This is a genomic window from Pseudomonas paraeruginosa PA7 (assembly GCF_000017205.1).
GTDB lineage: Bacteria > Pseudomonadota > Gammaproteobacteria > Pseudomonadales > Pseudomonadaceae > Pseudomonas > Pseudomonas paraeruginosa.
Genome location: NC_009656.1, coordinates 3,451,869 through 3,473,491 on the forward strand (window position 1 = coordinate 3,451,869; position 21,623 = coordinate 3,473,491).

Genomic DNA, 21,623 nt, shown 5'->3' on the forward strand with positions numbered 1-21,623 from the left:
CCGCTGGGCGAAACTGCCGAGACAGCCTTCCGACACGCCACTTCCCGGCACGGCGGGCACATTGGCTACAATGCGCCCTCGTCGCATGAGGGCCTTCTGTGTCACCCCTTGAACTCTTCGCCGCTTCGCTCGGCGTCATCGCCGTCTACCTGACTGTCCGCCAGAACCCCTGGTGCTGGCCCATCGGGCTGGTGATGGTGCTGCTCTATGCCTGGATCTTCTTCGAGGTGAAGCTCTACTCGGACATGCTCCTGCAGGTGGTCTACGCGGCCCTCCAGCTCTATGGCTGGTGGCAGTGGACACGCGGCGGGCAACGCCACGACGGCCGCTCGGTGAGCCGCCTGAGCAACCTACAGCGGCTGCTCGGCCTTGCCGCGGGGCTGGCTGGCAGCGGCGCGCTCGGCTACCTGATGGCGACCCACACCGACGCCGCCAGCCCCTGGTGGGACGCAGGCCTGACCGCCTTCAGCCTGGTCGCGCAATGCTGGATGGCGCAGAAACGCCTGGAGTGCTGGCCACTGTGGATCGTGGTGGACCTGCTGTTCGTGGCGCTCTTCGCCAGCAAGGCGCTGTACCTGACCGCCGCCCTCTACGCCCTCTTCACCCTGCTGGCGATCCACGGCTGGCGCACCTGGCGCCGCGACCCGGCATTGCGCGAGGGCGTCGCCGCATGAAGGTGCTGGTGCTCACCGGGCCCGAGTCCAGCGGTAAGAGCTGGCTTGCGCAACAGGTCCAGGCCCGTTTCGGTGGCCGGGTGGTCGGCGAGTACGTCCGCCACTTCATCGAAGAACAGCGCCGCGACACCCGCTACGCCGACATCCCCGCCATCGCCCGCGGGCAATTGGCCTGGGAAGATGCCGCCCGCGCGGAGCGACCTGCGCTGCTGGTCCTCGATACCCACCTGCTGAGCAACATCCTCTGGAGTCGGATTCTCTTCGGCGACTGCCCGCACTGGCTCGAACCCGCGCTGCTGCGGCGGCGCTACGACCTGCACCTGCTGCTCTCGCCGGAAGGCGTGGCCTGGAGCGCCGACGGCCAGCGCTGCCAGCCGGAACTGGCGCAGCGCCAGGCATTCCATCGCGCCTGCCGCGCCTGGCTGGAAGATCATCGACAAGCCTACCGGACCATCGCCGGCGATTGGGCGGAGCGCCAGCGGCAGGCCTTCGCCGCCGTCGAGCAATTGCTCGACGATGACTGACGGGGCCGTCCTGTCACACCGACGATACAGCGGCTGGGCCGACGAAGCCTTGCCGCAGCGCGCTCGGCGAGAGAACGCGGAACGCCGTCTCGGCATTGAGACAGCCCTCGCCATGCCCACCGGCAGGCGCCCTTCAGCGGTTGCCGCCGGCCCGCCGTTGCAAGGTTGAAACACCTACTCCCATCGCCCCATCCCGCGCGGCCAAGTCCTTGATCGCCAGGGGAAGGCCCGAACCGGCAGGCCCCATGCTCGCTCCCTTGCAACGCTGATCAGGGCTCAGCAGCCAGAAGAGCAAGATCAGGCAGGACGGCCAGGAGTGGCAGATCGTCAGCGGCAGCGACGCCAACGCCAGCTATTTCGGCCTGGGCATGCCTACTCCTCAAGGGGATGCGTGAGCCTGGGAACGATCATCACGTAGCTGCGCAGGGCGGATAACGCCACAGGCGAATCCGCCGGCACCCGGCAACGGCACCTTCCCTTTCAGGCCTCGCCAGCGAGCGCCCGCTCGACTTCCTCGCGCGAGGGGATCGAGGTCTGCGCACCGAGACGGGTCACCGAGATCGCCGCGGCGGCCTGGCCGAAGCGGATCGCCGCCGCCTCGTCGAGGCCGCGCGCCAGGGCCGCGGCGAAGCCGCCGACGAAGGTGTCGCCGGCGGCCGTGGTATCCAGCGCCTTGACCCGCGCCACCGGGAAATGCTCGACCCGTCCCTCGCCCACCAACAGCGCCCCCTGTGCTCCGAGGGTGACGATCACCCTGCCGGCACCCATTGCGCGCAGGCGCTCGGCGGCACGCCCGGCGCTCTCCAGGGAGTCCACCGGCAGGCGGCAGAGCAGTTCGCTTTCGGTCTCGTTGGGGATCAGATAGTCCACCAGCGGCAACCAGTCCGCCGGCACCTCGCGGGTGGCCGGCGCCGGGTTGAGGATCACCGTCTTGCCCAGCGCATGGGCCCGGCGCAGCACATGGCCAACCGTCTCCAGCGGGCTCTCCAGCTGGCAGACCACCACCTGCGCCTGTTCCAGCAAGTGCTCGTGGCGCGCCAGTACGGCCGGCGACAGGTGGCCGTTGCCGCCAGCGACGATGACGATGGCGTTCTGGCTGCTGTCGTCGACCACGATCAGCGCCACCCCGCTGGACTCCCCGGCCACCCGCTCGATCCCCTGGCAGTCGATGCCCTCGGCCTGCAGAGCCCGGTGGAGCTGGTCGCCGTAGGCGTCGTCGCCGAGGCAGCCGATCATCGCCACCTGCGCGCCGAGGCGCGCCGCGGCCACCGCCTGGTTGGCGCCCTTGCCGCCGGGAATGGTGGCGAAGGACTGCCCGGCGAGGGTCTCGCCACCCCGGGGCAGGCGCGGCGCGCGCACCACCAGGTCCATGTTCAGGCTGCCCACCACCAGTACGTTCGCTTGCATCGTTGCGTCCTTGTTCCAGCCTCTCTCTATCGAGGGCGCCCCCGGCGCCCGGTTCAGACCCGCACCAGCGGCGGCGCGGTGGATTCGCGCAGGACCAGCGCCGGCGCCACCACCCGCCGCTGCATCGGCTCCTCGCGCTCGGCGATGCGCTGCAACAGCAGTTGCGCGGCGATCTCGCCAAGCAGTCGGATCGACTGGCCGACCGTGGTCAGCGCGGGAAACACGAAGCGGCTCAGCTCGATATCGTCGAAGCCGATCACCGACAGCTCGTGCGGTACGCGGATATTCAGTTCGGCGGCGGCGCGCAGCACGCCGATGCCGATCATGTCGTTGCCGGCGACGACCGCCGTCGGCCGCTCGCCCGCGCCGCCCAGCAGGCCGAGCGCCGCGTGGTAGCCGCCGGGGCTGCTGAACTCGCTTTCCAGCAGCCACTGCGGGCGCACCTCCAGGCCGGCCCTGGCCATCGCCCGGCGGTAGCCCTCGACCCGCAGCGTCGAGACCTTGGTCGACAGCGGCCCGCCGATGCAGGCAATGTCGCGGTGGCCCAGCTCGAGCAGGTGGCGGGTCGCCAGGTAGGCGCCCATCTCGTGGTCGATCTGCACCCGGTCGGCCTCCACCCCCTCCACCTCGCGGTCGACGATCACGGTCGGCGTGCGCATGTTCGCCAGGCCCTTGGCCAGCGCGCCGTCGCCGCCGGCGGAAGCCAGCACCAGGCCGTCGATGCGCTTCTCCTGGAGCACTCGCAGGTAGTTGCTCTGCTTCTGCGGGTTGTCGTCGGAATTGCAGAGGATCACGCAGTAGCCGTTGCGCTCGCAGCAATCCTCGATGCCACGCGACAGCTCGGCGAAATACGGGTTGGTGCTGTTCGGCACCAGCAGGCCGATGATCGAGGTGGTGCGCACCTTCAGCGAGCGCGCCACGGCGCTGGGCACGTAGTGCAGCTGCGCGATGGCGTCCTCGACCTTCTTGCGCACCGCGTCGCTGACCGGCCGCGTCCTGTTCACCACATGCGACACGGTGGTGAAGGAAACCCCCGCCATCGCCGCCACGTCCTTCATTGTCGCCATCGTTCAGCCCTTTCTGCGGGCGCGATGGCTGCGGTAGGTATCCAGCACCACCGCTACCACGATCACCGCCCCGGTAATGATTCGTTTGGTCGGCTCCGACGCACCGATCTGCGCCAGCCCCGCCGCCAATACGGAAATGATCAGCACGCCGAAGAAGGTGCTGACCACCGAACCGCGCCCGCCCATCAGGCTGGTGCCGCCGATCACCACCGCGGCGATGACCTGGAGCTCCAGGCCGACCCCGGCGTTGGGGTCGGCCGCCTCCAGACGCGAGATCTGGAACAGCGCGGCCAACCCGGCGAGCAGCCCCATCAGGGCGAATACTGCAATCTTATAGGGTTTCGGGTTCACACCGGCCAATCGCACCGCTTCTTCGTTGGTGCCGATGCCGATCAGGTAGCGCCCGAACACCGTGCGGGTCAGCGCCGCCTGGGCGGCGAACATCACCAGCAGGGCGATCACGAAGGCCGGCGAGATGCCGAAGGCCAGCGGGTTGGACAGCCAGGCGTAGGCGTCGCCGATATAGGCGGTGCGCGAGTCGGTCATCTGGTAGGCCAGGCCGCGGGCCATCTCCAGCACCCCGAGGGAAACGATGAACGAGGGAATCCGCCACGCCACCGTGATCGAGCCGGTGACGCAGCCGGCCAGGGTCGCGCAGGCCATCCCGAGCAGCGCCGCCGGCAACACGCCCCAGCCCCAGCCGAGGGTCGCCAGGCTCACCGCCGAAGCCGCCAGGGCCAGCACCGAGCCCACCGAGAGATCGATGCCGCCGATGATCAGGATGAAAGTCATGCCAACCGCCAGCACCACCAGGTCGGGGATCTGGTTGGCGATGGCGAGGAAGGTGCCATAACTGAAGAAGTGGCTGCTCAGCGTCGAGAACAGCGCGATCATCGCCAGCAACGCGCCGGCCAGGCCGAGGTAGGTGCCCAGGCCGAAACAGTTGCCACGACGCGGCGGCGGCGTGGCAGTGGAGGCGGAAGAGGTCGGGTCGCTCATTTCTGGTTCCTTGCGTTGCATGTTCACGACGTCGCCAGCAGCGCGTCGCGTTTCCGGTAGCCGGCGAAGGCCGCCGCCAGCAGCGCGTCCTGGCTCCAGGCGTCGCGCGCGAAGATGTCGACCAGGCGCCCCGCCGAGAGCACGCCGATGCGGTCGCAGATCAGCATCAGCTCGCGCAGGTCGCTGGACACCACCACCAGCGCCTTGCCCTGGCGGGTCAGCTCGGCGAGCAGCGCATAGATGTCGAACTTGGCGCCGATGTCGATGCCACGGGTCGGCTCGTCGAACAGCAGCACCTGGCAGTCGCGTTCCAGCCAGCGGCCAATGACCACCTTCTGCTGGTTGCCGCCGGACAGCTCGCCGACCGCCTGCGCGATGTCCGCGCAGCGCACCCGCAGTGCCTCGACCTGGCGCCGCGCCAGGGCCTCCTCGCGGCGCCGGTCGATTATCCCGTGACGGGCCAGCGCCGGCAGGTTGCCCAGGGCCAGGTTGGCGCTGATCGACTGGCTCAGCAGCAGGCCCTCGCCCTTGCGGTCCTCGGTGATCAGCGCCACCCCCTGGCGCACCGAGTCGGCCGGCGAACGCAGGCTCAGGCGCTGCGGCGGGTCGCCGAGCAGGACCTGGCCGCCGTCGGCGCGGTCGGCGCCATAGATCAGGCGCAACAATTCGGTGCGTCCGGAGCCGATCAGGCCGGAGAGACCGAAGATCTCCCCCGCCCGGACCTCGAACGATACCTCGTGCACCTTGCCGCGCCGGCTCAGCTTCTCCACCCGCAACAGCGGCGCGCCCAGGCGCCGCGGACCGAGGTCGAGGCGTTCGCCCAGCTCGCGGCCGACCATCAGGGTCACCAGCTGATCGGCGTCATGGCGCGCGATCGGCTCGACGCAGACCAGCCGGCCATCGCGCAGCACGGCGATGCGTTGCGCAATCCGCGCCAGTTCTTCCAGGCGATGGGAGATATAGACGATCGCCACGCCGCGCCGGCGCAGGCGCTCGACCTGCTCGAAGAGCATCTCCACCTCGCGCGCGGTGAGCATCGCCGTGGGTTCGTCGAGGATCAGCAGGCGGCAGTCGCCGATCAGGTTGCGGGCGATCTCGACCATCTGCTGGTGGCCGATGCCGAGGTCGCCGACCAGGGTGTCGGGGTCGATCGCTTCCAGGCCGACCTGGGCCATCGCCTCGCCGGCCGCCTGGCGCAGGCGCCGGCGGTCGATCCAGCCGGCGCGTCGCGGCAGGTCGTGGAGGAACAGGTTCTCCGCCACCGACAGGGTCGGCAACAGGTTCAGTTCCTGCATCACCATGCGCACGCCGAGCGCCTCGGCCTCGCGGCGGCTGCCCGGGGCGTAGGGCCGGCCAAGGAGCTCCAGGCTGCCGGAGCCGGGACGCTCCAGGCCGCCGATGATCTTCGACAGGGTGCTCTTGCCGGCGCCGTTCTCGCCGGTCAGGGCCAGCACCTCGCCGCCGAACAGTTGCAGGTCGATCTCCGCCAGCACCGGCTGCGCGTAGGTCTTGCCGACCCCGCGGACGCTCAGCAGCGGCAATGCGTCGCTAGACATGGAAAGACTCCCTCGGGACCGTCAGGGCGCGGTCACCAACTCCACAGGCGTCTCGACCACGCCGTCTTTCTGGTGTTCCGGGGTTTGCCCGGCGAGCAGTTGGAGCGCGGTCTGGATGCCGAACACCGCCTGCTTCGCGGCGAACTGGTCAGCGCTGGCCAGCACCCGGCCATCCTTGAGCATCGGCTTGATCGCCTGGATATTGTCGTAGCCGACCACCTTCACCTGTCCGGCGCGGCCCGCCGCGCGCACCGCCGATACCGCGCCGAGGGCCATGCTGTCGTTGCCGGCGAGCAGCGCCTTGAGCTGCGGATATTCGTTGAGCATCGCCGAGGCCACCGCGTTGCCCTTCTCGATCTCCCAGTTTCCCGATTGCAGGGAGACGATCTTCAGCCCCGCCGCGTCCATGGCTTCCTTGAAGCCGGCGGTGCGCTGCTGGGCGTTGGTGGTGGTGGACACGCCTTCGATGATGCCGACCTGGTCGCCGGCCTGCAGCTGCTTCGCCAGGTACTCGCCGACCAGCCGAGCGCCCTTGCGATTGTCCGGTCCGACGAAGGGCACGTTGAGTTTCTTCGCCTGCAGTACCTGCGGGTCAAAGCGGTTGTCGATGTTGACCACCACGATGCCGGCCTCCAGCGCCTTCTTCACCACCGGCACCAGCGCCCTGGAATCGGCCGGCGCGATCACCAGCGCATCGACGCCGGAGACGATCATCTGCTCGACGATACGGATCTGGCTGGAGGTGTCGGTTTCGTCCTTGATGCCGTTGGAGACCAGTTCGAACTGGTCGGCATGCTCCTTCTGGTAAGCCTTGGCGCCGTCCTCCATGGTCAGGAAGAACTCGTTCGCCAGCGACTTCATCACCAGCGCGATCCTGGGCTTTTCGGGAGATTCCGCGTGGACGGCGGACAGGGGCAGGAACGAGGAACAGGCAGTCAGGACAACGGCGGCCAACAGGCGCCGGGAAGCGACCCGCTTCATGGTGTATCCTCCAGCTTTTCTTATCGTTTTATTGAGGCTTTCGTGCAGGCGCAAACGTTTGCGTTAGATGAATATGCTTCGATCTGACAGATTCTGTCAATTGCCACGAGCAACTGTCGCGAACCGGTCGGGATCGGTTGGATTCTAGATCGCTACCGGTAGCGAACGCAGGTCATTTTGCACGGACTCCCGCGCCGCTCCCCGCGCAAGTGAATCTTTTTTTATATCGCCAATGCCGAAATCGTCTTGTCAGTCATAGCCGCGGCGCTTGACTTCCAGGCGCCGGACGAATTCCTCGAGCACCAGCTTGTAGAGGTCGTCGCCGAGGTAGACATCTTCCACTCCGCAATCGATGTTCGGGTTGTCGTTCACCTCGATCACCACCACCTTGTCGCCGGCCTGCTTCAGGTCCACCCCGTAGAGACCGTCACCGATCAGGTTGGCGGTCTTCACCGCCAGCTCCACCACCTTGCGCGGCGCCTCGTGCACGGCCATGGTCCGGAAGTCGCCGCTGACCTCCTCGGCGTCCGGGCTGTGGTCGTAGATCTGCCAGTGGCCCTTGGACATGAAGTACTGGCAGGCGAAGATCGGCTTGCGGTTGAGCACGCCGATGCGCCAGTCGTACTCGGTATAGAAGAACTCCTGGGCGAGGATCAGCACCGAGCGCTCGAACAGCTCGGCGCTGGCCGCCAGCAGCTGCGCCTGGTCCTCCACCTTGATCACCCCGCGCGAGAAGCTGCCGTCGGGGATCTTCAGCACCAGCGGAAAGCCCAGGCGCTCGCCGACCTTCTCCAGTTCCTGCGGGTTCTCCTTGTAGAGAATCTCGGTGGCCGGCATGCCCAGCTTGTGGCTACGCAGCAGGTCGGCCAGGTACACCTTGTTGGTGCAGCGCAGGATCGACACCGGGTCGTCCATCACCACCAGCCCTTCGCTCTCGGCCTTCTTGGCGAAACGGTAGGTGTGGTCGGCGACATTGGTGGTCTCGCGGATGAACAGCGCGTCGTACTCGGCGATCCGCGAATAGTCCTTGCGCTCGATCAGGTCGACGTCGATGCCCAGGCCGCGGCCGACCCGCACGAAGTTCTTCAGCGCCTTGGCGTCGGAGGGCGGGAACGCCTCGCCGGGGTCGTGGAGGATCGCCAGGTCGTAGCGGAACGGCTTGCGCGAACGCGGCTTGCGCCAGATCTGCCGGCTGAAGCTGTCCAGGGCGTTGGCGAAGAGGTCTTCCTGGTCCTCGCGCAGCTTGTGGATGGCGCCGGGCTTGATGCCCTCGATGTGCCAGCCGCGGTTGCGCTTGAACTCCACCAGCAGCAACGGGCAGGGAAACGCCTCGAACAGCTGGCGCGCCAGGTCCTGCAGCGGCTCGATGTCGGTGCGGCCGAAGTACAGGGTCAGGGTGAAACCATCGGTGCTGCCGTAGGGGTGCGCGGCCAGGGCCTTGTCCAGGGTGCGGTCGAGGTCTTCCAGGACCAGGCTGTACAGCGATTTCCTGGCCAGCTCGCTGATCGTCCGCACCGAGGGGATCACCTTGTGCCCGCGCGCCTCGGCGAGCAGCGAGCAGTAGTAGCCGTGGCGCAGGTACTTGTAGTGCCGGCACAGGTTGATCACCTGGACCCGCTTGCCGGTGTCGTCGTCGATGGGCAGTTCCAGGTATTCCTGGGCGGTGACCACATCCTCGCTGGGGTAATAGGACGTCCAGTCTTCCTTGCGTTCCACGATGATGAACAGCTTGCTCACGACACCTCCCGGGGTGACAGCGAAACCACGGCGCATTCGGAACCGGCTTGCCGGCGCGCGCATCCCGGCCAATACTCGGCGGGAATCCCTTGCGAAACCGCTCTATGGCGCCCGCCAGCAAACCGAAACGTACAGCATCCATTACAGCACGCCCGCGCGGAAGTTCCCGCCCACGGCCGTGGAGAGCGCTATGAACCTGACCCTCCGCCCGGCCGGCGTGGACGACCTGTCCGCCCTGGTCGAGCTGGAAAACCGCTGCTTCGACTACGACCGCCTGTCCCGCCGCAACTTCCAGTGGATGCTCACCCGCGCCCATGCCAGCCTGACGGTCGCCGAGGGCGACGGCGGCGTGCTCGGCTACGCCCTGGTGCTGTTCCACGAAGGCACCTCGCTGGCCCGCCTCTACTCCATCGCCATCGACCCGCGCGCCCGCGGCATCGGCCTCGGCCAGAAGCTGCTGGAAGCCGCCGAGCAGGCCGCGCGGGACAACGACCGCGCCTACATGCGCCTGGAAGTGCGCCCGGACAACCGTGGCGCCATCGCCCTCTACGAGCGCAACGGCTACCGTCCCTTCGCCACCGTGCGCGACTACTACGAGGACCACAGCGAAGCGCTGCGCTTCGAGAAACGCATCCGCAACCCCGGCCACGACCAGCGCCGCCACGTGCCCTTCTACCGGCAGACCACCGATTTCACCTGCGGCCCGGCCTGCCTGCTGATGGCCATGGGCGCGCTGCAACCGGAGCGCCAGTTGACCCGCCGCGAGGAACTGCGCCTGTGGCGCGAAGCGACCACCATCTACATGACCGCCGGCCACGGCGGCTGCAGCCCCCAGGGCCTGGCGCTGGCCGCCTGGCGGCGCGGTTTCCGGGTCAAGCTGGTGCTCTCCGCCAGCGGCCCGCTGTTCCTCGACGGTGTACGCAACGAAGACAAGAAGGCGGTGATGCGCCTGGTCCACGAGGACTTCTGCGAGGAACTCGACGCCTCGGGCGTCGAGCAGAAGCGCTCGGCCCGGCTCGACATCCCGCGCCAGTTGGCCAGGGGCGGCCAGCCGCTGGTGCTGATCAGCAGCTACCGCCTGACCCGCTCCAAGGCCCCGCACTGGGTGCTGGTCACCCACTACGACGAGGACTTCGTCTACCTCCACGACCCCGACGTCGACCACAGCCAGCACCGCCAGCCGCTGGACTGCCAGCACATTCCGGTGAGCCACGCCGAGTTCGACAAGATGAGCCGCTTCGGCCGCAGCAAGCTGCGCGCGGCGGTGATCCTGTTCAATCCTGAATGAGGCGCAGCGCCCCGCCGACCGGCGGGGCGATGTTCTCGCCTATCAATCAATTTCATCGATAGTCGCTAGTGAGACTATCCATTTTTCATTCGCCAGCGCCGATGTTTACATGGTCGCCAGATCCCCGAATAACCAGAACGGAACTGGAGACGACACCATGAGCTACTCCGCCAAATCCTTCTCGGCCCTGATCAACGCCATGCGCGCCGACGGCATCACCCGCCTGGAACAACTGGCCCGCCAGCCGTTCCGCAACGCCCAAGGCTTCTGGAGCGCGGAGGCGAAGAAATGAAAGCCCTGCTCGACCGCCGCACCGACCCCACCTGGATGCTCTACGCCGCGATCATCGCCTGGCTGGCCTTTTCCGGTCTCTGACCGGCGGGCCGCCGGCGGCCTCCCTCCTGCCCTTCCCGTTCCACGCCGTTCTCCAGCGAAACGCCAATCATTCGTCGGCAACCTGCCTGGTTGGGCGATGCAAAAACGTTTCACCTGTTCGCCGTCAAGAAAACCTTGTCAAAAAAGCTGATAGCAGCTTGCCAATATGCCGACGCCTTGGCATAACGATGCGCAAAAAAGGCCTACAAGGACGTTCCCGATGCGCACCGTGAAGAAGGCTCTGCTGGTTGTCGGCGTGATCGTACTGGCGGCTCTCGGCGTACTGCTCTACTACGTCGCCAACCCCAACCTGCCGCGCTACCAGGCGCCGAGCGAAGTACGCTACCTGCCGCAGTGGCAGGACGACGCCCGCCAGCGCTTCTACTACACGCCCCAGGGCACCCTGGTGAAAGGTCTGCACTACGACTGGTTCACCGCCCTCGAACTGCCCCTCTCCGAAGCCCCCTTCGCCGCCCCCGAATACCTCGCCCGCTTCGGCTTCCTCGTCGACCCGCGGCAGAAACCCAGCGAGCTCAACCCCGGCAACCTGCCGGTGGGCTTCAGCCAGCACCGCGACGAGCAGACCGGCACCCGCTACCTGGATATCACCTGCGCCGCCTGCCACACCGGCGAGCTGCGCTACCAGGGCAAGGCGCTGCGCATCGACGGCGGCGCCGCCATGCACTCCATCGCCGCCACCGTGCCGACCCTGCGCGGCGGGGCCTTCGGCCAGGCGCTCGGCGCGAGCATGGCCGCCACCTACTACAACCCGTTCAAGTTCAACCGCTTCGCCAGGAAGGTCCTCGGCGAGCGCTACGAACAGGACAAGGCGCAACTGCGCGCCGACTTCAAGGCGGTGCTCGACACCCTCCTGCGCACCGCCTGGAACGACACCCGCCGCCACCTCTACCCCACCGAGGAAGGCCCCGGCCGCACCGACGCCTTCGGGCGCATCGCCAACAGCGTCTTCGGCGATGCCATCGACCCGAGCAACTACCGCGTCGCCAACGCCCCGGTGAGCTATCCGCAGGTGTGGGACATCTGGAAGTTCGATTGGGTGCAATGGAACGGCTCGGCCATGCAGCCGATGGCGCGCAACATCGGCGAGGCCCTCGGCGTCGGCGCGCGCCTGCGGATCTTCGACGAGCATGGCCAGCCGTTGCAGGGCGAGCAGCGCTACGCCTCCAGCGTGCGCCTGCACGACCTGCACACCCTGGAAGAAACCCTGCAACAGCTGAAACCGCCGACCTGGCCGGAAGACCTGTTGGGCCGCATCGACCTGCAACGCGCCTCCCAGGGTCGCGCCCTGTTCGAAGCCAACTGCGCCTTCTGCCATGCGCCCAAGGTGCAACCGGCGGAATTCGCCGCCTCCGGACGCAATCCCGAGTGGCGCATGCACATGGTGCCCACCGAGGTGATCGGCACCGACCCGACCACCGCCGACAACATCGCCGACCACCGCTACGACCTGCGCAAGCTGGGCTGGAGCGTCGACGAACTGGCGCGGATGAACGTCCAACTGATCGGCGCCGATCCGCAGCAACTCGACCTCTCGCAACTGTCCTCGGCCAAGGGCCTGGCCTACATCACCGCCTTCGTCGAGCAGCGCGCCTATCGGGACGCCGGCATTCCGCCGGAACAGCAGAAGACCATGAACGGCTTCGACCTGCCGATCGGCGTGCAGGAACTGCGCGCCTACAAGGCCCGCCCGCTGGACGGAGCCTGGGCGACTCCGCCGTTCCTGCACAACGGCTCGGTGCCGAACCTGTTCCAGTTGCTCTCCCCGGCCGCCGAACGCTCGCCGCAGTTCTACGTCGGCACCTTCGAATTCGATCCGAAATTCGTCGGATTCCGCACCGAGAAGTTCCCCGGCGGCTTCCTCCTCGACACCCGTCTCACCGGCAACCGCAACAGCGGCCACGAATTCCGCGACGGCTGCCGGCAGAACGGCGTGATCGGCCGCGCCCTCAGCCCGGAAGAACGCTGGGCGCTGGTGGAATACCTGAAGGTGCTCGGCAACCCCGAATTCGAGCGCCGCCTGGTCCCGGCCCAGACCCCGCCCTGGACGCCCGGCCCGAAATGCCCGGCGCCGGAGCAACGGACCGCGCAACGCTGAACCAGGGAAGTGGAGCAACGCACGCCGCCCCTCTCCGCTCCGAACCAGCCCACGCCCTCCGGGACCTGGGCTGGGGAGAGGCAATCGGGCAGCGCTCCCCACCCCAGAAGAATGAAAGCCCCCAGCCAACGCACACCACCAAGGACACCCACTCCATGCGCGCACTCCTCACCCACGCCTGGCTGTTCCTCGGCAAATGGCTCGGCCGCCTGCTCCTCCTGCTGCTGGCCGTCGGCCTCGGCGGCTGGGCCATCGGCAGCCTCTACTACGCCTGGAAATTCTCCGGCCCGGTGTCCGCGGAAGAGCAGATCGCTCCGGACGAAGCCCGCATCACCCAGGCGATCATCCAGGACGCCATCCGCGTGGTCGAACAGCACCGCGACAACACCCGCGTCCTGCGCGATGCCCACGCCAAGGCTCATGGCTGCGTGAAGGCCGAGCTCAAGGTGCGCGCCGACCTCGACCCGGCCCTGCGTCGCGGCGTGTTCGCCGAAGCGGGCAAGAGCTGGAACGCCTGGGTGCGCTTCTCCAACGGCAACGCCTACCCGCAGTTCGACAGCAAGAACGACGCGCGCGGCATGGCCATCAAGCTGCTCGACGTGCCCGGCGAGAAACTCCTGCCCGGCCGTGGCCACGACAGCGAGCAGGACTTCGTCATGTTCAACCAACCGGTGTTCTTCATCCGCGACATCGCCGAATACCGGCAGAACTTCGCCGCCCAGGCCGACGGCAAGAAAGCCCTGGCCTTCTTCCCCAACTGGAACCCCACCAGTTGGGAACTGCGCCACCTGCTGATCGCCCTGCGCACCCTCGCCCCCGCCCCGGACAGCCCGCTGCACGCCGGCTACAACGGCATCTCGCCGTACAAGCTGGGCGAACACAACATCAAGTTCCGCGTCGTCCCCGCCCCGGAGAAGTGCCCGGCCTACCAGCTACCGAAGCAGAACCAGGACCTGCCCAACTTCCTCCGCGCCGCCCTGTACCAGCAACTCTCCATCGACCGCGCCCCCGCCTGCTACGCCTTCCAGGTGCAGCGCCAGGATCCGGGCAAGTACATGCCCATCGAAGACACCAGCGTCGAATGGAAGGAGTCGGACGCGCCCTTCGCTACCATAGCCGACATCATCGTGCCAGCTCAGGATTTCGATAGCCGGGAACAGAACCTGTTCTGTGACAACCTCTCGTTCAACCCCTGGCACGCGCTGCCGGAGCATCGGCCGATCGGCGGGATCAACCGGTTGCGGAAGGCGGTTTACGAGGCAGTCAGTGGGTATAGGTTGGGGAGGAATGAGTGAGGGGCCAGACCAACATCACGCTGGATTTCACGAAGGGGCTGAGCAACTCGTTCTTGTAGCGGAGGAAGCCATTGACCTGAGGCTGGCAAACTTGCAGCCGGTAAACCTTGTGCAGGATCTCTGGTGAACAACCACAGTCGACGTCGCAGCTCGCGCAATTCACGGTCATGAGCGACGCCACTCAACCTCTTGAGCAGCCCTGGGAGTGGGCATCCAGCTGGCTGGTGTCGGACCGGCTGATCATCGCACAGGTCTCCGGATTCTCTGCCGGAATCGTGGCAAGAGTGAGATCACGCCGCTCGTAGGAACGCGGCATCCCCCCTCCGCCCCTCGATAGCTCAACTACACTGGTCCAACTGCATGCACCGGCCACGGGAGCTGAAAACAGCTTGCGGGGGAACACTCCATTACCTGACCTAGGGACAGATCATGCCTCGGAACTTAACAACCGAAATAAGCCCAGCCCAAGATACAGTCAGGATCGGAATTGAGCTTGAGGGGGTTGGAACTGTCCGCATTAAATGGCCAGAAGAACTCGGCCATGGATCCATCAAGAATCTAGAACACCTCCGAGCTCAAACAGATTTCAAAGACACCCTCAAGCGAACCCCTCTGCTCCGCTCTAATAGTTATGGGGATTTCCGTGGCATCTATATTACGCCAGAGGAAGCACAAGAAGAAAAACTAGGTATAGATCATCCTGCCGAAATGGTTTCCCAGCCACACACTCTTGATGAACAAAACCTAGACTTTCTCAGGAACTCAGTATACAAAGCCCTTCGATCAAACCTTAAAGGCAAAATCGCCTTATCCACTAACGAGCAGAATACCCGGTATGGCAATGCGCCAGACAAGTACCCAGCAATTCCTAACGGGAAAGTCCCAACAATCCAAACTGGCGCAACATTTTCGGGCATGTACACAAACAGTGGCGAAGCCTTTCCCACCGTCAACATTGTTCAAACGAGCTGGGGAAAGCAAGTGCCGGTGCTTGGCGGGAATCTTCAGGTTACCTGTGGCATTGCAGTTGAGCAACTCTTTCGGCAGGACCCTGAACAGCTTTCACTAATGGCAGACTTCATCTCCCGCAACGAGTACAAAACCCGATATATCTCCCTTGTAACTTGTACGCTAGCCATTGTTGAAGCCCTGACCGCTCAAGGCGAAATCTTTTACGATTTCGCTGACAAGCGCAACGAACTTCACCTCGCAACATACATGTTCCTGCTTCATCATGTCGCCCCTATCTGGAAGCCCGCGGCCGGATATGAAAAGTGCGCCGTTGGAGCAAACTTCAAGGGAGGAAGTTCCTTTGTCGGCTGCGGTGTCAGCAATACAAACGACCTAATCCCCGACAGCAGTTACGCCTCCGTCTTCGCTAAAATAATAGTCGCGATAAATAGCACCAATGCAACTGACAAAGCAAAGATCCTAAGCACCCTCACATCCCCCCAAGTCATTGAGCTCTACGGAAAGCCTGGACTTTCCTGTCAAGTGCATTTTGACAAGTGGTTTTCGATCCCCAATTTTAGCGACGCTGGCGGGAATCTTTATACCGTCGTCGAAATCCGGCAGCATGCAACAGGAATGAATCTTGAGATGGCTGGATTTCTAGGAGGAAGGCTTACTTCCAACCAGTTTCTCACGAGAATTACCCCATTTGTTTTTGCTCAGCACTGACTTTGCACCAGGGCGTGAAAGCGGTTTAACCAAAGCTGGATATTGGCGCGGCGCCAGCGCGCGATGCCACCCCACGTCCGGCGCGGCGGCGAAGCCAAGGCTGTCGGCGGCATGCCGTGTTCGACTCCGTTGCGGGGAGCGAGTCCAGCCCGGCGACCCGGCGGGTGGCCGCCAAGCCGCTTGCGCAGGCTGCCGGGTTCAGCCAAGCAGCTTGTCGACGGTCAGCGGGAAGTCGCGCAGGCGGCGGCCGGTGGCGTGGTACACGGCGTTGGCCACCGCGGCGGCGACGCCGACGATGCCGATTTCGCCGACGCCCTTGGAGCCCAGTTCGTTGACGATAGCGTCGGGCTCGTCGACGAAGATCACCTCGATATCGCCGATATCGGCGTTCACCGGGATGTGGTACTCGGCGAGGTTGTGGTTCATGCAGCGGCCCAGCGCATGGTCGACCTGGGTTTCCTCCTGCAAGGCCATGCCCAGGCCCCAGACCACCCCGCCGAGGATCTGGCTGCGCGCGGTCTTCGGGTTGATCACCCGCCCCGCCGCCACCGCGCTGACCACCCGGCTCACGCGCAGGCTGCCGAGGGCTTCGTCGACGCGCACCTCGACGAACACTGCCGAATGGCTCGCGCTGGCGTAGCCTTCGCGCCGCGCCGAGGGTTCAGCTTCCACCTCCACCTGCAACGCGTCGTCCGGCAGCCCTTGCAGCAGGTCGGCCAGGGCGTATCGCGTATCGCCCGCTTCCAGGTGGCCCCGGCATATGCGGAAGCGCTCTTCGGCGGCGCCGGCCAGTTCCGGATGGCGGGCCCTGGCATGGGCGACCAGGGCCTGGCGCAGGCGCAGGCAGGCCAGGCGGACGGCGGAACCGACCGAAGAGACGGTGGACGAACCGCCCTGCAACGGGGCCTTCGGCAACGCACTGTCGCCAAGCTGGAAGCGCACCTCTTCCGGCGCCATGCCGGCGGCGTCGGCGGCGATCTGGGTCATCACCGTGTAGGTGCCGGTGCCGATATCGGTGGTCGCGCTGGCCACCCGCAGCAGGCCGTCCGCCTCCAGCCGCGCCCTGGCGCTGGCCTTGCCCTGGATGGCCTCCCAGACGCCGCCGGCCATGCCCCAGCCGAGCAACCGGCGCCCCTCGCTCATGCTCCGTGGCCGTGGGTCGCGGGCCTGCCAGCCGAAGCGCCGGGCGCCTTCCTCGTAGCAGGCCAGCAGCGCCTTGCTGGAGTACGGCTTGTCCTCGTTGCCGTTGCGCTCGGCGAAGTTGATCCGGCGCAGCGCGATCGGATCCATGCCGAGCCGCACCGCCAGTTCGTCCATCGCGCATTCCAGCCCGATCAGCCCCAGCGCCGCGCCGGGGGCGCGCATGTCCAGCGGGGTATAGACGTCCAGCGGCACCAGGCGGTAGGCCAGGGAAAGGTTCTCGCAGCGGTAGAGCATGCCGCTCCACTCCACCACGTGCTCGGTGAAGTCTTCGAAGCGCGAGGTCTGCGCTGTCGCCTGGTGGCCCAGCGCGAGCAGGCGCCCCTCGGCATCGGCGCCCAGTCGCAGGCGCTGCAGGGTGCGCGGCCGGTAGCCGAAACTGAACATCTGCTGGCGGGTCAGCACTACGCGCACCGACCGCCGCAGTTGCAGCGCCGCCATCACCGCCAGGGCCAACTGGTATTGCGGGCGCAGGCCGGAGCCGAAGGCGCCGCCGACGTAGGCGGCACAGACCCTTACCTTGTCGCCGGGCAGGCCAAAGACCTTTTGCAGGTAGGCCTGGCTGTTCTGCGTCCCCTGGGTCTTGTCGTGCACCAGCAGGCTGCCGTCGGGCTGGACGATGACCGTGGACGCATGCGGCTCCATGGGATTGTGGTGCTCGCTCGGCGTGCTGTAGCTCGCGTCGATACGAACCGGCGCGGAGTGATAGGCGCGCTGGAAATCGCCGCGCTCGGCGGGCAGTTCGGCGGGAGCCTCATGGGCCTGGTCGAGGGCGGCCAGCAGGTCGGTCTGGTGCGGCTCGGGCTCGATATCGATGCGTAGCAGCGAGCCCGCGTGGCGGGCCAGTTCCAGGCTCCGTGCCAGGACCAGGGCGAGGGGCTGGCCGCTGTACAGGACGCGGTCGTCGAACAGCGGGCGGAAGGGTTCGCCTTCGGCGGCATCGGCGTCCTTGTAGGGCTCGGCGTCGCCCGCCATCGGCGGCCGGTTCAGGTGGTGCAGCACCGCGACCACCCCGGGAACCGCCAGCGCCGCCGCACAGTCGATGCCGCGCACCCGGCCGCGGGCGACGTGGCTGCTGACCACGCTGCCGTGGAGCAGATCGGCGGCGGGATATTCGGCGGCGTAGCGGGCCTGGCCGGTGACCTTGGCCGGACCGTCGACGCGATCCAGGGCTTGCCCGGTGCTGTGTGGCAGGCTGCTCATTGGCCGATCCCTCCCGAGTGGGCTTCTTCCAGTGCGCGAACGATGGCGTTGCGCGCCAATCCGATCTTGAAGGCGTTGTGGGCCAGCGGCCTGGCATCACGCAGCAGCGCTTCGGCGAAGCGCGCATAGCTGTCGCGGTTCGCCGGGAGCCCCCTGAAGCGTTGCTCCAGCTCTGCGACACGCCATGGCTTGTGCGCCACCCCACCGAGCGCCAGGCGCAGTTCGCCGATGCGCTCGCCGTCCGGTTCCAGGGCCGCCGCCACCGAGACTAGGGCGAAGGCGTAGGAGGCCCGGTCGCGCACCTTCAGGTAGTGGCAATGGCGGGCGAAGCGCGGCGCCGGCAGCTCGATGGCGGTGACCAGTTCGTCGCCGGCCAGGCAGTTGTCGCGCTCGGGCGTGTCCGCCGGCAGGCGATGGAAGTCGGCGAAAGCGACCCGCCGCTCGCCGGCACGACCGCGCACATGCACCCTCGCCTCCAGCGCCGCCAGCGCCACGCACAGGTCGGATGGATGTACCGCCACGCAGTGTTCGCTGGCGCCGAGAATCGCATGGTTGCGGTTCAGCCCGCTGCGTGCGGGGCAGCCGCTGCCCGGCTCGCGCTTGTTGCATGGCGTGGCGGTGTCGTAGAAATACTGGCAGCGGGTACGCTGCAACAGGTTGCCGCCGGTGCTGGCCATGTTGCGCAATTGCGGCGAGGCGCCGGCGAGGATCGCCTGGGCGAGCAAGGGATAGTCCGCCTCGACGGCGGGATGCCAGGCCAGTTCGGCGTTGCTGACCAGGGCCCCGACCAGCAGGCCGCCGGTGGGCGTCCGGCGGATGTCGCGCAGCGGCAGGCCGGTGATGTCGATGAGCCGCCGGGGCCTGGCGACGTTTTCCTTCATCAGGTCGAGCAGGTTGGTGCCGCCGGCGATGTAGCGCGACTCCGGACCGGCCAGGCCCAGCGCCTGTTCGATATCGGCCGGCTTGGCATAGGCGAAGGGCGTCATGCGCGCGGCCCTCCCCGCCCGTCGCGATCGAGCAGCGGCAAGGCGTCTTCCACGGCGTCGAGGATATTGCCGTAGGCGCCGCAGCGGCACAGGTTGCCGCTCATGCCCTCGCGGATCTCGGCCCGCGAGCGCGCCCGCCCCTCGCGCGCCAGGCCAAGGGCCGAACAGATCTGTCCGGGGGTGCAGTAGCCGCACTGGAAGGCATCGTGGCGGATGAACGCCTGTTGCAGGGGATGCAGGCGGTCGCCCTCGGCCAGGCCCTCGATGGTGGTCAGCGCGTCGCCGTCGCACATCACCGCCAGCGTCAGGCAGGCGTTGATCCGGCGACCGTTGCGCAGCACCGTGCAGGCGCCGCATTGGCCGTGGTCGCAGCCCTTCTTGCTGCCCACCAGGTCGAGCCGCTCGCGCAGCAGGTCGAGCAGCGTCAGCCACGGGGGTACTCTCAGCTCTCGGCGCTGGCCATTGATCAGCAGGCTGATCGGCAGGTCCGCCGGTTCCGGATTGGTCATGGTGCTAGCCTCGCGGTCGGTGCATCGGCGCGGCGGATGCCGCTTTTTCAGGTCCGACCGGGGGCCTGGAAGAGACGTTCAAAGTAAATGACTGCCATGGCCATGCGCGCCACGGCGAGCGGCTGCTCGACGCCTGCGCCGCCTACCGGCTGTCCGGGACCTGCGTCGCCCTCACTTGAACAGGCTCGACACCACCCGCGCGACGTGCTCGGCGCCCTTGCTGATCTCCTGCATGATGCCGGCCACGGTGGCGATCTGGTTGTTGTTCTCCCGGGCGCTGGACTCGATGGTCTGCATGTTCTGGTTGATCTGCTGGGTCAGCTTGACGTTCTCGGTGACCACGTTCTTGATCTCCACCGTGGCCCCGCTGGTGCGCGCCGCCAGTTGCCGGACCTCGTCGGCGACCACCGCGAAGCCGCGGCCCATCTCGCCGGCGCGGGCCGCCTCGATGGCCGCGTTGAGGGCCAGCAGGTTGGTCTGCTCGGCGACGCCCTGGATGGTGGTGACGATGTTCTCGATATCCTTGGTCTGCAGGGTCAGCTGGGAAATCAGGCCGACAGCGGTATTGACCATCGACAGGGTCTGGGCCGACAGGGCGACGGACTGGTCGAGGGAGTCGATGCCGCGGGTGGAAATCTGCGCGGTCTCTTCCGCGGTGGAGAACGACAGCTCGGCGGCGCGCCGTACTTCCTCGTTGCGATGGACCTGCTCGGTGACGTCGATAGCGAACTTGACGATCTTGAACACCCGCCCCGTGCCGTCCTTCACCGGGTTGTAGGTGGCTTCGATATGTACCCGCTCGCCGGCGGCGGTGCGGCGCTCGAAATGCCCGCGGGAGAATTCGCCGTGGCGCAGCCGGGCCCAGAAATCCGGATGCTCGCGGTAGAACTCGTCGAAGCAGAGCATGCGATGGTGCTGGCCCTTGAGCGACTTGAGGCTGTAGCCGAAGAGACGCAGGAAGTTCTCGTTGGCGTCGAGTATCTCGCCGTCCGGGGTGAACTCGATCACCGCCATGGACTGGCGCATGGCGTCGTTGATCGCGTTGAGCAGGAGCAGCTCGGAGTGGTTGCGGGTCACGTCGGCGGCCATCTTCAGCACTTCGATGACCGCTCCCTGGGCATTCTTCACCGGGAAGTAGGTGGCTTCCAGCCAGACCGGCGAGCCGTCGCGCCGCAGTCGCTTGAACACGCCGCGCTGCGGCGTGCCTCCCGCCAGCTCCTTCCAGAAGCGCGCGTAGTCGGCGGAAGCCCGGTAGTCCTCCTCGCAGAAGATCCGGTGGTGCTTGCCGACCAGTTCGTCCGCCGTGTAGCCGACCACCGCGAGGAACAGCGGGTTGGCGGACAGCACCTGGCCCTCGGGAGTGAACCGGATGGTGGCGACGTTCTGCCCGATCGCCTCGAGTCGCCACGCCAGGTCTTCACCCTTGGCGGCGCTTTCCACCGCCCTGCTTTTTCTGCCGAAGAGCATCGCGCACGACTCCTTGATGACGCCTGCCATCGCGAGGGAGTAGAGAGCCGGAGATAGTCGTCCTACCGCTAAACGCCAGTGTAGATCGGCGTCCGTCAACTTTCCTCGCGGTGCGCGGCACCGTCCGTCTCCCAGGCTCGCCGCAGTTCCGCCGGCGTGCCAGGCGGCGGGGTTCACTCCCGGTAGTCGCTCAACCTGCTCCAGGGCGCGGAAAAACGCGCGGCCTGCCGATACGTCCGCCAGCGCAACGCCGACGCGGTAGTTGCCCTGGGCGCTGTGGTACATCGGCAGGACCACGTCGCCGGAGTCCACGCGCAGGATCGCCAACTGGGCGTTCCGCCTGTGCAACTCCAGAACATCGGCGCGGGAGCATCCGCTCGCTTGCGCTTCGGCCGCAAGCGGGCGCGCCGCCTCATGTCGATCCGATGGAACCATCCGCCGAACAGGCGACCACAGCCTTCACAGGGCGTCGGCGCGGCAAGGTACGACGCCGAGAACCGGGCCAGCGCGCCGGACGCGGGCGTTGCGTACCGGCCTGCGAAACCGCGAAACCGAGGAG

18 protein-coding genes and 2 pseudogenes are annotated in these 21,623 nt (G+C 66.7%); 9 read left to right on the forward strand and 11 right to left on the reverse strand.

Annotated features, from left to right (window positions below; all coding sequences use genetic code 11):
* Positions 1–98 precede the first annotated feature (98 nt).
* The 3 genes and pseudogenes from pnuC to PSPA7_RS32670 form a co-directional block, all read left to right on the forward strand.
* Positions 99–674 carry a nicotinamide riboside transporter PnuC gene (gene pnuC / locus PSPA7_RS15860; protein WP_012076069.1) on the forward strand — a complete coding sequence of 192 codons (576 nt, stop codon included), beginning with the start codon at positions 99–101 and terminating at the stop codon, positions 672–674.
* On the forward strand, positions 671–1,198 hold the full coding sequence (locus tag PSPA7_RS15865) for an AAA family ATPase (protein WP_012076070.1): 528 nt from the start codon (positions 671–673) through the stop codon (positions 1,196–1,198). Before pnuC ends, PSPA7_RS15865 begins: the two co-directional genes overlap by 4 nt.
* A gap of 269 nt (positions 1,199–1,467) precedes the next feature.
* A pseudogene (locus tag PSPA7_RS32670) lies at positions 1,468–1,569 on the forward strand (hypothetical protein); the annotation flags it as partial.
* 109 nt (positions 1,570–1,678) lie between these two features.
* On the opposite strand, the gene rbsK reads toward PSPA7_RS32670, so the two are convergent.
* The 5 genes from rbsK to PSPA7_RS15890 are packed head-to-tail and all read right to left on the reverse strand — an operon-like array spanning position 1,679 to position 7,181.
* On the reverse strand, positions 1,679–2,605 hold the full coding sequence (gene rbsK, locus PSPA7_RS15870) for a ribokinase (RefSeq protein WP_012076072.1): 927 nt from the start codon (positions 2,603–2,605) through the stop codon (positions 1,679–1,681).
* Between the two features lie 53 nt (positions 2,606–2,658).
* Entirely contained in the window at positions 2,659–3,672 is a 1,014-nt protein-coding gene (locus PSPA7_RS15875; RefSeq protein WP_012076073.1) for a LacI family DNA-binding transcriptional regulator, read from the reverse strand.
* 3 nt (positions 3,673–3,675) lie between these two features.
* On the reverse strand, positions 3,676–4,671 hold the full coding sequence (locus PSPA7_RS15880) for an ABC transporter permease (protein ID WP_012076074.1): 996 nt from the start codon (positions 4,669–4,671) through the stop codon (positions 3,676–3,678).
* 23 nt (positions 4,672–4,694) lie between these two features.
* Positions 4,695–6,227 carry a sugar ABC transporter ATP-binding protein gene (locus tag PSPA7_RS15885; RefSeq protein WP_003153881.1) on the reverse strand — a complete coding sequence of 511 codons (1,533 nt, stop codon included), beginning with the start codon at positions 6,225–6,227 and terminating at the stop codon, positions 4,695–4,697.
* 21 nt (positions 6,228–6,248) lie between these two features.
* Entirely contained in the window at positions 6,249–7,181 is a 933-nt protein-coding gene (locus tag PSPA7_RS15890; protein ID WP_228380095.1) for a sugar ABC transporter substrate-binding protein, read from the reverse strand.
* Here PSPA7_RS15890 and PSPA7_RS32485 point away from each other — a divergent pair.
* Entirely contained in the window at positions 7,125–7,295 is a 171-nt protein-coding gene (locus tag PSPA7_RS32485; RefSeq protein WP_162184771.1) for a hypothetical protein, read from the forward strand. The two genes, PSPA7_RS15890 and PSPA7_RS32485, sit on opposite strands and share 57 nt — an antisense overlap.
* Before the next feature lie 162 nt (positions 7,296–7,457).
* Here the strand turns inward: PSPA7_RS32485 and PSPA7_RS15895 are convergent, their stop codons facing one another.
* Positions 7,458–8,945 (reverse strand): RimK family alpha-L-glutamate ligase, encoded by a 1,488-nt coding sequence (locus PSPA7_RS15895; protein WP_012076076.1) that lies wholly within the window; start codon positions 8,943–8,945, stop codon positions 7,458–7,460.
* A gap of 190 nt (positions 8,946–9,135) precedes the next feature.
* Here PSPA7_RS15895 and PSPA7_RS15900 point away from each other — a divergent pair, with 190 nt between their 5' ends.
* The 5 genes from PSPA7_RS15900 (at position 9,136) to PSPA7_RS32115 (ending at position 15,699) form a co-directional block, all read left to right on the forward strand.
* Positions 9,136–10,233: a GNAT family N-acetyltransferase/peptidase C39 family protein gene (locus PSPA7_RS15900; RefSeq protein WP_003121988.1), complete on the forward strand. Its 1,098-nt coding sequence runs from the start codon at positions 9,136–9,138 to the stop codon at positions 10,231–10,233.
* Positions 10,234–10,390: 157 nt separating this feature from the next.
* Entirely contained in the window at positions 10,391–10,525 is a 135-nt protein-coding gene (locus PSPA7_RS32840) for a hypothetical protein (protein WP_003088290.1), read from the forward strand.
* Positions 10,526–10,828: 303 nt separating this feature from the next.
* Positions 10,829–12,724, forward strand: a complete 1,896-nt coding sequence (locus tag PSPA7_RS15905; protein WP_012076078.1) for a c-type cytochrome — start codon at positions 10,829–10,831, stop codon at positions 12,722–12,724.
* Between the two features lie 155 nt (positions 12,725–12,879).
* Entirely contained in the window at positions 12,880–14,019 is a 1,140-nt protein-coding gene (locus tag PSPA7_RS15910; RefSeq protein ID WP_012076079.1) for a catalase family protein, read from the forward strand.
* A gap of 429 nt (positions 14,020–14,448) precedes the next feature.
* The gene (locus tag PSPA7_RS32115) at positions 14,449–15,699 is read left to right on the forward strand and encodes a hypothetical protein (RefSeq protein WP_138009461.1); all 1,251 of its coding nucleotides are present in this window, start codon (positions 14,449–14,451) and stop codon (positions 15,697–15,699) included.
* Positions 15,700–15,897: 198 nt separating this feature from the next.
* Here the strand turns inward: PSPA7_RS32115 and PSPA7_RS15915 are convergent, their stop codons facing one another.
* From PSPA7_RS15915 to PSPA7_RS33040, 5 genes and pseudogenes are all read right to left on the reverse strand, one after another.
* Positions 15,898–18,102, reverse strand: coding sequence for a xanthine dehydrogenase family protein molybdopterin-binding subunit (locus PSPA7_RS15915; protein ID WP_012076081.1), 2,205 nt, complete (start codon positions 18,100–18,102; stop codon positions 15,898–15,900).
* On the reverse strand, positions 18,099–19,088 hold the full coding sequence (locus tag PSPA7_RS15920; RefSeq protein ID WP_012076082.1) for an FAD binding domain-containing protein: 990 nt from the start codon (positions 19,086–19,088) through the stop codon (positions 18,099–18,101). The genes PSPA7_RS15915 and PSPA7_RS15920 overlap by 4 nt, the downstream gene beginning before the upstream one ends.
* Positions 19,085–19,597 carry a (2Fe-2S)-binding protein gene (locus PSPA7_RS15925; protein ID WP_003157354.1) on the reverse strand — a complete coding sequence of 171 codons (513 nt, stop codon included), beginning with the start codon at positions 19,595–19,597 and terminating at the stop codon, positions 19,085–19,087. The genes PSPA7_RS15920 and PSPA7_RS15925 overlap by 4 nt, the downstream gene beginning before the upstream one ends.
* A 171-nt stretch (positions 19,598–19,768) precedes the next feature.
* The gene (locus PSPA7_RS33035) at positions 19,769–20,320 is read right to left on the reverse strand and encodes a methyl-accepting chemotaxis protein (RefSeq protein ID WP_371106894.1); all 552 of its coding nucleotides are present in this window, start codon (positions 20,318–20,320) and stop codon (positions 19,769–19,771) included.
* A pseudogene (locus PSPA7_RS33040) lies at positions 20,297–21,499 on the reverse strand (PAS domain-containing protein); the annotation flags it as partial. The pseudogene PSPA7_RS33040 and the gene PSPA7_RS33035, both read right to left, overlap by 24 nt.
* Positions 21,500–21,623 lie beyond the last annotated feature (124 nt).